The 14,760-nt window shown below is 66.6% G+C and carries 11 protein-coding genes; 9 read left to right on the top strand and 2 right to left on the bottom strand.

Annotated features, from left to right (window positions below):
- Window positions 1-940: 940 nt before the first annotated feature.
- The 8 genes from J7024_RS28155 (at window position 941) to J7024_RS28120 (ending at window position 10,504) form a co-directional block, all read left to right on the top strand.
- The gene (locus J7024_RS28155; protein ID WP_124830937.1) at window positions 941-2,173 is read left to right on the top strand and encodes an aspartate aminotransferase family protein; all 1,233 of its coding nucleotides are present in this window, start codon (window positions 941-943) and stop codon (window positions 2,171-2,173) included.
- A gap of 30 nt (window positions 2,174-2,203) precedes the next feature.
- Window positions 2,204-3,256 (top strand): arginine/ornithine succinyltransferase subunit alpha, encoded by a 1,053-nt coding sequence (gene aruF / locus J7024_RS28150; protein ID WP_124830936.1) that lies wholly within the window; start codon window positions 2,204-2,206, stop codon window positions 3,254-3,256.
- A complete protein-coding gene (gene astA, locus J7024_RS28145; RefSeq protein ID WP_124830935.1) occupies window positions 3,253-4,299 on the top strand; it encodes an arginine N-succinyltransferase in 1,047 nt (348 codons plus the stop codon). The genes aruF and astA overlap by 4 nt, the downstream gene beginning before the upstream one ends.
- A gap of 7 nt (window positions 4,300-4,306) precedes the next feature.
- Entirely contained in the window at window positions 4,307-5,770 is a 1,464-nt protein-coding gene (gene astD, locus J7024_RS28140; protein ID WP_124830934.1) for a succinylglutamate-semialdehyde dehydrogenase, read from the top strand.
- 14 nt (window positions 5,771-5,784) lie between these two features.
- Window positions 5,785-7,125, top strand: a complete 1,341-nt coding sequence (astB, locus tag J7024_RS28135; RefSeq protein ID WP_124830933.1) for an N-succinylarginine dihydrolase — start codon at window positions 5,785-5,787, stop codon at window positions 7,123-7,125.
- A gap of 7 nt (window positions 7,126-7,132) precedes the next feature.
- The gene (gene astE, locus J7024_RS28130) at window positions 7,133-8,218 is read left to right on the top strand and encodes a succinylglutamate desuccinylase (RefSeq protein WP_175761301.1); all 1,086 of its coding nucleotides are present in this window, start codon (window positions 7,133-7,135) and stop codon (window positions 8,216-8,218) included.
- 354 nt (window positions 8,219-8,572) lie between these two features.
- A complete protein-coding gene (locus tag J7024_RS28125; protein WP_124830931.1) occupies window positions 8,573-9,367 on the top strand; it encodes an ABC transporter substrate-binding protein in 795 nt (264 codons plus the stop codon).
- 453 nt (window positions 9,368-9,820) lie between these two features.
- Window positions 9,821-10,504 (top strand): group II intron maturase-specific domain-containing protein, encoded by a 684-nt coding sequence (locus tag J7024_RS28120; RefSeq protein ID WP_234745644.1) that lies wholly within the window; start codon window positions 9,821-9,823, stop codon window positions 10,502-10,504.
- A gap of 118 nt (window positions 10,505-10,622) precedes the next feature.
- Here the strand turns inward: J7024_RS28120 and J7024_RS28115 are convergent, their stop codons facing one another.
- Both J7024_RS28115 and cdpA read right to left on the bottom strand, forming a co-directional pair.
- Window positions 10,623-12,143 carry an HDOD domain-containing protein gene (locus J7024_RS28115; protein ID WP_124830930.1) on the bottom strand — a complete coding sequence of 507 codons (1,521 nt, stop codon included), beginning with the start codon at window positions 12,141-12,143 and terminating at the stop codon, window positions 10,623-10,625.
- Window positions 12,144-12,168: 25 nt separating this feature from the next.
- On the bottom strand, window positions 12,169-13,908 hold the full coding sequence (cdpA, locus tag J7024_RS28110) for a cyclic di-GMP phosphodiesterase CdpA (RefSeq protein WP_199568723.1): 1,740 nt from the start codon (window positions 13,906-13,908) through the stop codon (window positions 12,169-12,171).
- Between the two features lie 279 nt (window positions 13,909-14,187).
- Between cdpA and J7024_RS28105 the strand changes: the two genes are divergently transcribed.
- Complete coding sequence (locus tag J7024_RS28105; protein ID WP_124830928.1) at window positions 14,188-14,739, top strand: peroxiredoxin; 552 nt, start codon at window positions 14,188-14,190, stop codon at window positions 14,737-14,739.
- Window positions 14,740-14,760 lie beyond the last annotated feature (21 nt).

Genomic DNA, 14,760 nt, shown 5'->3' with positions numbered 1-14,760 from the left:
AGGAGCTGGTTTAAAGGGACTTTGCTAGAAGCCCATTGGCCCGATTGAAGGGGGCAGGTCAGTCCGTCCGCGTTTTTCGTGAAGCACCTGCGATCGTATCGGTCCATTAGCGTCGCCCCTGCGCGGGACGGCGGTTACTTTTCTTTGTCTTGCCAAAGAAAAGTAACCAAAAGAAAGGCGCCGTGAGAACGCACGATCTCCCGGTGCCATGGTCCACGAAGTGGCCCTCGCCTGAGTGTCCGCGCCAGTCAGGAACCCGGAGTGGTCCGCGCAATGGTTCCGCACCATCCCCTATCCAACATACCCAACAAAGCGCTATACCGCTTGCTAGCTCCGTCCTTGCTGCGTTCGGCCGATAGGTCCATATCCTTCATCTTTGCGTCATCGCTCGATGGGTTTCGACAATCGTATCGAGGATGGCATTGATTCCGGTGCATCGAAATTTCACGGTGCGGCGCGCCTCTCGTACTGCTTTGGCGAACCGATTGGTGGGGCTGGATCTGGGCGCATGAATCGCGACTGAAGTACCTTGCAGTCGAGCGTAGCGAGGACGGAGCTAGTGTTGGGTAGTGGGAGGTGTCGGAACCATTGCGCGGACCACTCCGGGTTCCTGACTGGCGCGGACACTTAGGCGAGTACCACTTCGGCGGCCATGGCACCGGGAGATCATGCGTTCTCACAGCGCCTTTCTTTTGGTTACTTTTCTTTGGCAAGACAAAGAAAAGTAACCGCCGCCCCGCGCAGGGGCGACGCTAATGGACCGATACGATCGCAGGTGCTTCACGAAAAACGCGGACGGACCACCCAACCGCCAAAAAGGCAAAATAAAAGCGCACTATCCGCTTCCGATAGAACCCGTCGCAAATCTGCAAGACGCTTGCGTCACCCTTACCTAAACTTGATCCTGTTGAACCCTCTTACGAAACCGAAAGGAACGACCATGACGACCTCGACCGTGACCCGCCAGACATTCGACGAAGTGATGGTGCCGGTATTTTCCCCCGCGCCGTTCGTGCCGGACCGTGCAGAGGGCTCCCGCGTGTGGGACACCGCCGGCCGCGAATACGTGGATTTCGCCTGCGGCATCGCAGTGACGTCGCTGGGCCACGGCCACCCGGAACTGCTGAAGGTCCTGGATGAACAAAGCCGCAAGCTCTGGCACATCGGCAACGGCTACACGAACGAGCCGGTGCTGCGCCTCGCCAAGCGCCTCGAATCGCTGACCTTCGCCGATCGCGCATTCTTCGCGAACTCGGGCGCGGAAGCGAACGAAGCCGCACTGAAGCTGGCACGCCGCGTTGCATTCGATCGCCATGGCGCCGACAAGTACGAAATCGTGTCGTTCGTGCAGTCGTTCCACGGCCGCACGTTCTTCACGGTCAGCGTCGGCGGCCAGCCGAAGTACTCGGAAGGCTTCGGCCCGGTGCCGGCCGGCATCAAGCACCTGCCGTTCAACGACATCGAAGCCGCGAAGGCCGCAATCGGCCCGCAAACGTGCGCGGTGATCGTCGAGCCGGTTCAGGGCGAAGGCGGCGTGATCCCGGCCGATCCGGCGTTCCTGAAGGCACTGCGCGAAGCATGCGACGCCCACGGCGCGCTGCTGATCTTCGACGAAGTGCAAACGGGCGTCGGCCGCACGGGCCAGTTCTACGCATACATGGACACGGGCGTCACACCGGATATCCTGACGACCGCAAAGGCGCTCGGCAACGGCTTCCCGATCGGCGCGATGCTGACGACGAACGAACTGGCCGCCCACTTCAAGGTCGGCGTGCACGGCACGACGTACGGCGGTAACCCGCTCGCATCGGCCATCGCCGACAAGGTCGTCGAACTGATCGGCGACCCGGCACTGCTCGAAGGCGTGCGCGAACGCAGCGTGCGACTGAAGGGCGCGCTCGAACGCATCAACGCACGCTTCGGCATCTTCAAGGACATCCGCGGCAAGGGCCTCCTGGTCGGCGCGGAACTCACCGCCGCATTCGACGGCCGCGCGAAGGACTTCGTCACCGCCGCCGCCGAGCACGGCCTGATCATGCTGATCGCCGGCCCGAACGTGCTGCGCTTCGTCCCGTCGCTCGTGATTCCGTTCGACCTGCTCGACGAAGGCATGAAGCGCTTCGAGAAGGCGGTCGAACAGGTGCTCGCAGCCCAGGAAGCCACCGCGCGCTGATCGCGCACCCACCGCAGAACAGGAACGACGATGCTATTTGTTCGCCCCGGCAAACTCACGGATCTCGATGCGCTCGCGCACATGGCGCGCACCGCGCAGCCGGTCCTGCACTCGCTGCCGCACGACCGCGCGGCGCTCGAAGCGCGTGTGGCGCTCTCCGAGGATTCGTTTCGCGCGGACGTCGACTTCGCCGGCGAAGAGTTCTACCTCTTCGTGCTCGAGGATTCGTCGACGGGCAAACTGCTCGGCACGGCGAGCATCGTGGCCGCGGCCGGCTATTCGGAACCGTTCTACGCGTTCCGCAACGACGCACTGATTCACGCGTCGCGCGAGCTGCACGTGAACCGGAAGATCCACGCGCTCACGATGTCGCACGAGCTGACCGGCAAGAGCCGGCTGGCGGGCTTCTACGTCGATCCGTCGCTGCGCGGCGACGCGGCCGCGCACCTGATCTCGCGTGCGCGGATGATGTACATCGCCGCGAACCGCCGCCGCTTCACGCCGGAAGTGTTCACGCTGCTGCTCGGCGTGAGCGACAGCACGGGGGCATCGCCGTTCTGGGAAGCGGTGGGCCGCAAGTTCTTCGGCCGCAACTTCACCGATGTCGATATCGCATCGGGCGGCCGCAGCCGCACGTTCATCGCGGAAGTGATGCCCGCGTATCCGCTCTACGTGCCGTTGCTGCCGGAAGCCGCGCAGCGCGTGCTCGGCGAGCCGAACGAAACGGCGCTGCTCGCGTACGACATCCACCTCGAGGAAGGCTTCGAGCCGGATCGCTTCGTCGACATCTTCGACGCGGGCCCGGTGCTGACCGCACAGGTCGACCGCACGTCGTGCGTGAAGCACGGCGCGGAGCGCACGGTGCGCGAAGCCGCACGCCAGCAGGGCGATGTGGCGTACCTGGTGTCGACCGGCAGCGGCGAATCGTTCCGCTGCGTGCTGGCCGACCTGCCGGGCGACACGGTCGATGCCCCGCTGGCCGGCGACGTGCGCGCGGCACTCGATGTCAAGGATGGCGATGTCGTGCGCTGCGTGCCGCTGCACCGCCGCGACGATGAAGATTTGAAGGGAGACGCAGCATGATCGTCGTTCGGGTCGTACAAACGGGCGACGTCGACGCGCTCGTGTCGCTCGCGAAGGAAACCGGACCGGGCCTGACCACGTTCAAGCCCGACCGCGATGCGCTTGCCGCGCGCATCGAACGCTCGCGGCGCACGCTCGAGGGCAACGCCGCGCCGGGCGAAGCCGGCTACTTCTTCGTGATGGAAGAATCGACGACGGGAGATATCGCGGGCGTGTGCGGGATCGAGACGCAGGTCGGTCTCGAACAGCCGTTCTACAACTATCGCGTGAGCACGGTCGTGCACGCGAGCCAGGAGCTCGGCGTGTGGACGCGGATGTCCGCGCTGAACATCTCGCACGATCTGACGGGCTACGCGGAAGTGTGCTCGCTGTTCCTGAGTCCGCGCTATCGCACGGGCGGCGTCGGCGGCCTGCTGTCGCGCTCGCGCTTCATGTTCATCGCGCAGTTCCGCGACCGCTTCCCGGAACGCATCTGCGCGGAACTGCGCGGCCACTTCGACGAAGACGGCACGTCGCCGTTCTGGCGCGCAGTCGGTTCGCACTTCTACCAGATCGATTTCAATGCAGCGGACTACCTGAGCTCGCACGGCCGCAAGTCGTTCCTCGCGGAACTGATGCCGCGCTATCCGGTGTACGTCGACCTGCTGCCGCAGGACGCGCAGGACGCGGTCGGCGTTACGCACCGCGACACGCTGCCGGCGCGCAAGATGCTCGAAGCGGAAGGGCTGCGCTACCAGAACCACGTCGACATCTTCGACGCGGGCCCGGTGCTCGAATGCCACATCAACGACCTGCGCACGGTGCGCGAGAGCGTCGTCGTGCCGGTCGCGATCGGCGTGCCCGATGCCGGTGACGACGCACGGGACGGCCATCCGCCGAAGTCGCTCGTGTCGAACACGTCGCTGGACGATTTCCGCGTCGGCGTTGCGCCGGGTGTGGTCGCAAACGGCTCGTTCGTGCTGTCGGCCGACGATGCCGTCGCGCTCGACGTGAAGGCCGGCGATCCGGTCCGCGTGCTGCCGCTCAAAGTCAAACAGGGATAAACGAATCATGACGGAACTCTTCATCGACGGCGCCTGGGTCGCAGGCTCGGGCCCCGCGTTCGCTTCGCGCAACCCCGGCACCGACGAAATCGCGTGGCAGGGCGGCAGTGCGTCGGCTGCCGACGTCGACCGTGCGGTCGCGAGCGCGCGCCGCGCCTTCGCCGGCTGGTCGGCACTCGACTTCGAAGCCCGCTGCGAGATCGTCAAGCGCTTCGCGGCGCTGCTCACGGAGCGCAAGGAAGCGATCGCCACCGCGATCGGCCGCGAGACGGGCAAGCCGCTGTGGGAAGCGCGCACCGAAGTCGCCGCGATGGCCGCGAAGGTCGGCATCTCGATCCAGGCCTATCAGGAGCGTACCGGCGAGAAGCGCCAGGACATGGCCGACGGCGTCGCGGTGCTGCGCCATCGCCCGCACGGCGTCGTGGCCGTGTTCGGCCCGTACAACTTCCCCGGCCACTTGCCGAACGGCCATATCGTGCCGGCGCTGATCGCAGGCAACACTGTCGTGTTCAAGCCGTCGGAGCTCGCACCGGGCGTCGCGCGCGCGACGGTCGAGGTGTGGCGCGAAGCCGGGCTGCCGGCCGGCGTGCTGAACCTCGTGCAGGGCGAGAAGGACACCGGTATCGCGCTCGCCAATCACCGCCAGATCGACGGGCTGTTCTTCACGGGCAGCTCGGACACCGGCACGCTGCTGCACAAGCAGTTCGGCGGCCGTCCGGAGATCGTGCTCGCACTCGAGATGGGCGGCAACAACCCGCTCGTGATCGGCGAAGTCGAGGACGTCGACGCGGCCGTGCATCACGCGATCCAGTCGGCCTTCCTGTCGGCCGGCCAGCGCTGTACGTGCGCACGCCGCATCTTCGTGCCCCAGGGCGCGTTCGGCGACCGCTTCCTCGCCCGCTTTGCCGACGTCACGTCGAAGATCACCGCCGACGTGTTCGATGCCGATCCGCAGCCGTTCATGGGCGCGGTGATCTCGGCACGCGCGGCCGCGAAGCTCGTCGACGCGCAGTCGCGCCTGATCGAGCAGGGCGCGAAGCCGATCATCGGGATGACGCAGCGCGACCCGCGCCTCGGTTTCGTGAATGCATCGATCATCGACGTGACCGGCGTGGCGAACCTGCCCGACGAAGAGCACTTCGGCCCGCTCGCGCAGATCGTCCGCTACGCGACATTCGACGAAGCGATCGAGCGTGCGAACGACACGGCTTTCGGCCTGTCCGCCGGCCTGCTCGCCGACGACGAGAACGCATGGACGCACTTCCGTCGCGCGATCCGTGCGGGGATCGTCAACTGGAACCGTCCGACCAACGGCGCATCGTCTGCCGCGCCGTTCGGCGGCACGGGCCGCTCGGGCAACCATCGGCCGAGCGCGTACTACGCGGCCGACTATTGCGCGTATCCGATGGCGTCGGTGGAAAGCACCCAACTGACTTTGCCCGCGAGCCTGTCGCCGGGCCTGCATTTCTGATCGAGGGAACGACGATGAACGCACAAGAAGCCAATTTCGACGGACTCGTCGGCCCGACCCACAACTACGCCGGGCTGTCGTTCGGCAACGTGGCGTCGCTCAACAACGAGAAATCGGCCGCGAACCCGAAGGCCGCGGCGAAGCAGGGGCTGCGCAAGATGAAGCAGCTCGCGGATCTCGGTTTCGCACAAGGCGTGCTGCCGCCGCAGGAGCGGCCGTCGCTGCGCCTGCTGCGCGAACTCGGCTTCTCCGGCAAGGACGCGGACGTGATCGCGAAGGCCGCGAAGCAGGCGCCGGAGTTGCTCGCCGCGGCGAGTTCGGCGTCGGCGATGTGGACCGCGAACGCGGCCACCGTCAGCCCGTCGGCCGACACGAGCGACGGCCGCGTGCACTTCACGCCGGCCAACCTGTGCAGCAAGCTGCATCGTGCGATCGAGCACGAAGCGACCCGCCGCACGCTGTCGACGCTGTTCGCCGACCCTGCGCACTTCGCGGTGCACGAGGCGCTGACGGGCACGCCGGCACTCGGCGACGAAGGCGCGGCGAACCATACGCGCTTTTGCGCCGAGTACGGCAAGCCGGGCGTCGAGTTCTTCGTGTACGGCCGCTCGGAATACCGCCGCGGCCCGGAGCCGAAGCGCTTCCCGGCGCGCCAGACCTTCGAGGCGAGCCGCGCGATCGCGCAGCGCCACGGGCTGGCCGAAACGGCGACGGTCTACGCGCAGCAGGATCCGGACGTGATCGACGCGGGCGTGTTCCACAACGACGTGATTTCCGTCGGCAACCGCGACACGCTGTTCACGCACGAGCGTGCGTTCGTCAACAAGCAGGCGATCTATGACACGCTGACGGCGACGCTCGGCGCACGCGGCGCGCGGCTGAACGTGATCGAGGTGCCCGATGCGGCCGTGAGCGTGAACGACGCAGTCACGTCGTATCTGTTCAACAGCCAGCTGTTGTCGCGCACGGACGGTTCGCAGGTGCTCGTCGTGCCGCAGGAATGCCGCGAGAACGCGAACGTCGCGGCCTATCTCGACCAGCTCGCGAGCGGCAACGGCCCGATCAGCGACGTGCTCGTGTTCGATCTGCGCGAAAGCATGAAGAACGGCGGCGGCCCCGCATGCCTGCGCCTGCGCGTCGTGCTGAACGACGCGGAGCGCGCGGCCGTCACGTCGAACGTGTGGATGAACGACACGTTGTTCGCGTCGCTCGACGCGTGGATCGAAAAGCATTACCGCGATCGCCTCGCGCCGGAGGATCTCGCCGATCCGACGCTGCTCGACGAATCGCGCACGGCGCTCGACGAGCTCACGCAGATCCTGCGCGTCGGGTCGCTGTATGACTTCCAGCGCTGAGCACGGCATGTCGGCGACGGCACTGCTCGACGACTTTCTCGCGTCCACGCTCGCGGGCGACACGCCGGCCGTGAAGGGCGGCGCGTGCGCGGACGGTGCGGTGCGGTGGCAATGGCTCGGCGACGGGCTGCTCGAACTCGAGCCGGCGGGTGACGAAGCAGAGCGCGCGAGCGTGCTCGTGTCGGCCGGCGTGCATGGTGACGAAACCGCGCCGATCGAGCTGCTGTCGATGCTTGTACGCGATCTCGCGGCGGGCACGCTGCCGCTCGCGTGCCGGCTGCTCGTCGTGCTCGGCAACGTGCCGGCGATGCGTGCGGGCGAGCGCTATCTCGACGACGATCTGAATCGCCTGTTCGGCGGCCGTCACGCACAGGTGCCCGCGAGCCGCGAAGCGCCGCGCGCGATGCAGCTCGAAACGGCGGCAGCCGAATTCTTCGCGGCTGCGCGGGCGGGCAGCGTGCGCTGGCACATCGACATGCACACGGCGATCCGCGCATCGGTGTTCGAGCAGTTTGCGCTGCTGCCGCACACGGGCATGCCGCCGACGCGCGCGATGATCGAATGGCTCGGCGACGCGCGCATCGCGGCCGTGCTGCTGCACACCGCGAAGGGCAACACGTATTCGCATTTCACCGCCGAGCAGTGCGGCGCGCTCGCGTGCACGCTCGAACTCGGCAAGGTGCGGCCGTTCGGCCAGAACGACCTGTCGCGCTTCGCGCCGGCCGACCTGGCGGTGCGCAAGCTGGTCTCGGGAACGCCCGGTGACGTCGATGCGCGGGGCGGCCATCCGCGGGGCGGCCATCCGCGGGGCGGCCACCCGCGGGGCGGCCCCCCGCCGTTGCCGCGCGTGTTCACTGTGATCGACCAGATCACGAAGCAGAGCGACGCGCTCGAGCTGTTCGTCGCGGCCGACGTCGCGAACTTCACCGCGTTCGCGCGCGGCACCGTGCTCGCGCAGGACGGCGACTACCGCTACACGGTTAAGCACGACGAGGAGCGCATCGTGTTCCCGAATCCGGCCGTGAAGCCGGGCCTGCGCGCGGGCCTGCTTGTCGTCGATACGACGCGCGAGACGCTGGCCTCACTCGTCTGATCGATACGCAAGCGGGCGGCCCGCGGCGACTCGCGGCTCGCCCATCGCCCAGCGTCCATTCATTTTTGCGATGACGCCTGCATGCCGCGCAGACGGCGCGCGTGTCGCGCTTGCGTATTTGCGACAGCGTCTTGCAAGTTCGACGGGTCGCATGGAGGCCGTCGATACCCGCAGCGCAGCATCGCGTATCGGTGGCCGCTTTGCCGTATCGGGCCGCGCGGATTGGTACAATCGCGGCCTTGCGGCTGTTGCGCCGCATCAAGGCGCGGCATCGGCATTGTCGTTGTCATCCGACCCTGCAATGATGCACGCGCCCGTAGTTCCGGAACATTCGAGTATCGAGGAGAACACCAGATGAAGTTGGATTGGCGTAAAGTGGCCGCGCACGCGGTAGTGGCGGCATCGGCCGTAGCGGCAGGCAGCGCGATGGCAGCGGATCAGAAGGAGATCCGGTTCGGCGTCGAGGCCTCGTACGCGCCGTTCGAATACAAGACGCCCGACGGCAAGCTGACCGGCTTCGACATCGACATCGGCAACGCGGTGTGCGCGAAGCTGAAGACGAAGTGCGTGTGGGTCGAGAACGACTTCGACGGGCTGATCCCCGCGCTGCAGGCACGCAAGTTCGATGCGATCAACTCGGACATGACGATCACCGACCAGCGCAAGCACGCGATCGCGTTCACCGATCCGATCTACACGATCCCGAACCAGCTGATCGCGAAGCAGGGCAGCGGCCTGCAGCCGACGCCGCAGTCGCTGAAGGGCAAGCGCATCGGCGTGCTGCAGGGCACGATCCAGGAAGCGTACGCGAAGAAGAAGTGGGCGCCGGCAGGCGTCGAAGTCGTGCCGTACCAGACGCAGGACCTGGCGTACGCCGACCTGAAGTCGGGCCGTCTCGACGCGACGTTCCAGGACTCGGAAGCCGGCTCGAAGGGCTTCCTGTCGAAGCCGCAGGGCCAGGGTTTCGCGTTCGCCGGCGGCACGGTCAGCGATGCGGAGATCCTCGGTTCGGGCGTCGGCTTCGGCCTGCGCAAGAATGACGCTGCGCTGAAGACCGCGCTCGATCAGGCGCTGAAGGAGCTGAAGGCCGACGGCACGATCGACAACCTCGCGAAGAAGTACTTCAGCGTGCCCGTGACGCTCAAGTAATCGTTTCGATTCGTCGCACGATGCAGCCGGCCGCTTTTTGCGGCCGGTTTGCTTTTGAGGCGCCCGGCAGGGCGCACTCACTGTGAGGTGAAAGTCCTCTACACGCCCGGCAAGGGGAAGTGTTAGCCAATGGCAAGGGCGTCGCGGGCGACTGCGAGTCTGAAGGAAGCCGGAGGCAAAGCGCTGGCCTGACGAACAGGAAGCGGATAAGAGGCGACGCGTTGGGGTGAGGCGGCCCAAACAGCCAAAGCCCGAAACTTGCACGGTCCGACGCGGCGTATATCCGACAGGCATAAGCGTGAAGGTGGGTGCGCAATACCCGGGGAGATCTGCACGGTTGTCGAAGTGTTACTGGCGTCGAGAGGCGTCGGGCGGGGGCGTCCATTCCATTAGCAGAGGGCATGGTAGGCCGCGAAGCTGAAGGCCCGAACATGAAGGACCGCGATTAGGACGGTGGAGGCTCGATTACTGTCGAATATCCTGCTGACGGACTGGGATCGCGAGCTTGAGCGACGCAGCCACGCGTTCTGCCGCTATGCGGACGACTGCAACATCTATGTTCGAAGCAAGGCGGCGGGCGAGCGGCTGTTGATGCAGATGAAGGCGTTTCTCGAGAAGCGGCTGAAGCTGCGAATCAACGAGGCGAAGAGCCCGTGTGCCCGGCCGTGGACGCGCAAGTTTCTGGGCTACAGCCTGACGATGCATCGTCAGGCGAGGCTGCGAATCGCAGCGGAGAGCCTGAAGAGGTTGACGGCGCGGGTCGGGGAACTGATGCGTCCGGGTCGAGGGCGTAGCGTATCGCAGACGATCGAGACGCTAAATCCGGTGCTTCGCGGCTGGATAAGCTACTTCCGGCACACGGAGGTCAAAGGCGCACTGGAGGAACTGGACGGGTGGGTCAGACGGCGAATGCGCAGCCTTCTATGGAGACAGGCGAGACGCCGAGGTGCCCGCGCGATCATGTTGCGTCGAAGGGGCCTCACGGAAGCACGCGCATGGCAATCGTCTCGCAATGGGCGAGGGCCATGGTGGAGCGCAGGAGCGAGCCACATGAACGCGGCCTTCCCGAAGCGCTACTTCGACGCCTTGGGGCTGGTCTCGCTGCTGGACACTCAGCAGCGCCTCCAGCGTTCTTGATGAATCGCCGTATGCGGAACCGCACGTACGGTGGTGTGGGAGGGCTGAGGGGGTGACCCCTCTCCCTACCCGATGGTCCCGGCAGTTCGAGGCTACCGACTGCCGGCGGCTGCCGACGTTACGACGGGAAGAAGCGGGCCAGTTCCCGCGCGAGCTCGTTGAGCACGCCCATTTCCTGCTGCGTGATCTTGCGTGCGGGTTGCGCGCCGGCCCAGTCGCCGTATAGCAGCCCGACGGTTGTCGTGCCCACGCGCACCGGCAGCAGCACGAACGCGCGCGTATCGGGCAGCGCATCGAGATACCACGCGGGCAGGCGCTTCACCATCTTCGGTTCCTGCGCCTGCTCGATGAAGATGCCGACCGAGTTCGTGATCGCGAGATGGAAGACGTCCGGCTCGAAGCGCTCGTCGAAGCGCAGCCGCTCAAGCGCCGCATCGACGCCGGGGCCGAAGCCGAGGCGCGCGGCGAACGTGCCGTCGTCGCGGCGTACGAACATCACGGTACGCGTGAACGCGAGGCCCGCGAGCAGGCTTTCCGACGCGAGCGCGAGCACCGGCGTCAGCACGTGTTCGGACGGCAGCGCGCGCAGATCCGCGAGGCCGGCTTCCAGGCACGCCTTCGGTTCGGCCTGCGCCCGCGCGATCGCATCGGCGTTCGCGCGCAGTTCGACGATCTCGCGCATCACGGTGTCGCTGGCTTCCTCGCGCGCGAGCCGGTCGGCGATCCCGACGAGCGCGCCGGATTCGATTTGCAGTTCCGTGCCGTAGTGCTGCGCGAGCACCGCGATACGGGCGTCGCGCTGCGGGCTCTCGGGCATCGCGAGCGCACTGGCGACGTCGGTCGAGTAGCGGCTTACCGCACGCAGCCAGCGTATGTGCTCGGAGCTGCCGTCATCCGACGCGTCCGCGGTGCGTCGGCGCTCGGCACGGACGTCGCTCTCATCGTCCTCGCCGAGCAGATCGGCGTGCGCCGCGTGTGCGTCGCCGTCGGCCATCCCGGCGCGGATCACGTCGGGGAGCCGCCAGCTTGCGGCAGCCTCAAGGCCGATCGTTTCGAAACCGACGCCCAGCACGTCGACGCATGCGGCCGCTTCGTCGCCGTTCAGCTCGGCGGCGCGGCGGCGGATGCGATCCCATTCGCTGTCGAGATAGCAGACCACGAGCAGCTTGCCGACCTGGCGCATCAGCGTGCAGACGACGGCTTCCTCGCCGCCGCGCAGCTGCGCATGCTCGGTCAGCTTGCGGGCGACGCAGCCGGACAGCAGCGCGCGGTTCAGCTCGAGCTTCGCGTCGATGCGGCGCGGCGTGCTGTGATGGAAATGGTCGACGAGCTTCAGCCCGACGACGAGATGGCCGACCGTGTCCATGCCGAGCACCATCAGCGCTCGCGTGACGGTCGTGATGTTGCCGCCGAACGCCATGTACATCGCGGAATTCGCGAGCCGCAGCACCTTGTGCGTGAGGGCGAAGTCCGACAGCACGACGCGCACGAGCGCGGTGAAGTCGAGGTCGTCGTTCTTCATCGCGGCCATCGTCGCACGTAGCGATTCCGACAGCAGCGGGAAGTCGCCCCGTTCGTTCATCCGGGCCCACAGCTTGTCGAGCAGCGCCGTGCGGGGCAGGTGTTCGGTGATTGACATACGGATCTGTTCAGTTCGCCGGGTATCAGGCAGCGTGCAGGCGCAGTTGTTGCGCCTCGAAGCGCCGCGCGAGTTCCTCGGACGGCAGGGCCTGGCAGACGAGCCAGCCCTGGATGTGGTTGCAGCCCATCTCGGTCAGCAGTGCGCGCTGCGCCTCCGTCTCGACGCCTTCCGCGACGAGCTCGAGGTCGAGCGTCTGCGCGAGGCCGACCACCGCCGACACGATCGCGCGATCGTTGCGTGAGGTCAGCAGGTTCTCGACGAAGCTGCGGTCGATCTTCAGTTTCGCGAGCGGGAAGCGCTGCAGGTACGCGAGGCTCGAATAGCCGGTGCCGAAATCGTCGATCGCGAAGCGGATGCCCATCTCAGTCAGCTCTTCGAGCAGCCCTTTCGCCTTCACGGGATCGTGCATCAGCAAGCTTTCGGTGATTTCCAGCACGATGCGGTGCGGATCGATGCCCGTCAGCGTCATCGCCTCGCGCACGCTCTGCGCGAAACGCGGGTCGCGGAACTGCTGCGGCGACACGTTGACCGCCACGTACTGCAGCGCGAGCCCCTGGCGGTCCCACGCGACGAGCTGCATGCACGCAGCCTTGAGCACCCAGTTGCCGAGATAGTTGATCAGACCGATCGATTCGGCGAGCGGAATGAACGTCGCGGGCGGCACGAGCCCATGCACCGGATGGCGCCAGCGGATCAGCGCCTCGACGCCGACCACCGCGCCCGACTGGCTGCGCGTGATCGGCTGGAAATGGAGCGAAAACTCGCCGTTGCGCACGCCGTCGTACAGGTCGGCTTCGAGCTTGAGCCGCTCGGCGTCGGCCGGATCGTCGACGGGTGCGTGAAACGCAAGCGTATTGCCGCCCGATGCCTTCGCCTGCGCGAGCGCGTGGTCGGCGCGGCGCAGCAGCGGGCTGTGGTGCTGCGCGCGGTGCGACGCGGCACGCTCGTCGGGGTAGAGCGCGATGCCGATGCTCGCCGACAGGTGCACGGTCTGTCCCTGGTACACGTAAGGTTCGCGCACCGCGGCCTGCAGCCGGCGCGCGAGGGAGTCTGCCGCGTCGCTGCCGCGCGAGCGGTCCGATGCGGTGAATACGACCGCGAACTTGTCGCTCGCGACGCGCGCGAGCTGTTCGCCGGGCGTGACGAGCGCCTGCAGCCGCTGCGCGGTTTCGCGCAGCAGCGCGTCGCCGGCGTCGTAGCCGAGCGCACGGTTGATGCGTTGGTAGTCGTCGAGATCGAGCAGCAGCAGCGCAGCGCAGGTGCCGGCCTCGTCGGCGGCCTGCTGCGCGCGCATCAGCGCGGGCACGAGCGCGGACAGATTGTCGAGCCCCGTCATCGGGTCGTGGTGCATTTCGTACGTGAGGCGCGCCTCGAGCGCGCGCCATGCCGACACGTCGAATGCCGCGATCGCGAAGCCGTCGACGCCGTGGTGGCGGCTCTTGAACGCGCGGACTTCGACGTCGAGCGGATAGGTGAGCGACTTCACGATGCACATCGTGGCCTTCTCGACCTGGCCGGAACGCGCGGCGCGCGCGAGCAGGCCTTCGAGCGTCGCGGTATCCTGTTCCGCGATCAGGTCGCGTAGCGTCAGCGTGTGCAGGTAGTCGCGGTGATAACCGATGAAGCGCAGGCTCGCGTCGGACACGTACAGGAAGCGCAGCTCGCGGTCGACATGGGCGAGGAAGTCCACCGTGCCGACCGTCTGTTCCAGCCAGTCGCGCACGGTGTCGTCACGGCGCGGCGTGCTGGCGCGTGCAGGCATCAGCGCGCCGCCCGACCACGCGAAGCGGCGCAGCGTATGCAAGGCGCTGCGCCAGGTGCCCTTGCGTGGCGTCTGTTTCCTGTTGGCTTCCATGTGTCTCGCTGACGTGAAGGGCTGGAACCGGTTGTCCGGAAGGAATAACGGCAGATTGCGCGGAATCTTTAACCGCCCGGTCGCGGCTGGCGCTGCCACCGGGTCGGGTTATGCAGGGAGACGTTCGGCAGGCGAACGGCGGCATGGCCTACATTGAGGCTGACTTTATAAGAAATGAGGACGCAGATGAAGCGAAAACTGTTGGTGGGCGCCGCGGCGGCGCTGCTGGTGGCCGGTCATGCGCTGGTCGCGCAGGCGCAACTGAAACCGGGCGACAATGCGCCCGACTTTACGACGCAGGCGTCGCTGGGCGGCAAGACTTACACGTACTCGCTCGCCGATGCGCTGAAGCACGGACCGGTCGTGTTGTATTTCTACCCGGCTGCCTTCACGAAGGGTTGCACGATCGAGGCGCATGCGTTCGCCGATGCGGTCGATCGTTACAAGGCTTACGGTGCGACGGTGATCGGCGTATCCGCGGACAACATCGACACGCTGACCAAGTTCTCGGTGAGCGAGTGCCGCAGCAAGTTCCCGGTCGCGGCCGATCCGGACGCGAAGATCATCCGCGAATACGACGCGAAGCTGCCCGCGCTCGATCGCGCGAACCGCGTGTCCTACGTGATTTCGCCGGAAGGGAAGGTGATCTACGAATACACGAGCCTGTCGCCGGACAAGCACGTCGAGAACACGCTCGGCGCGGTGAAGGCGTGGGCCGACGCGCATCCGAAGCAGTAAGCGGCGCGCAGCGGGCCCGCC

The organism is Burkholderia sp. WTPI3, assembly GCF_021483755.1.
Classification (GTDB): Bacteria; Pseudomonadota; Gammaproteobacteria; order Burkholderiales; family Burkholderiaceae; genus Burkholderia.
The sequence above is the reverse complement of the archived record's forward strand: the minus strand, read 5'-3'. Positions and strand labels throughout refer to the sequence as shown.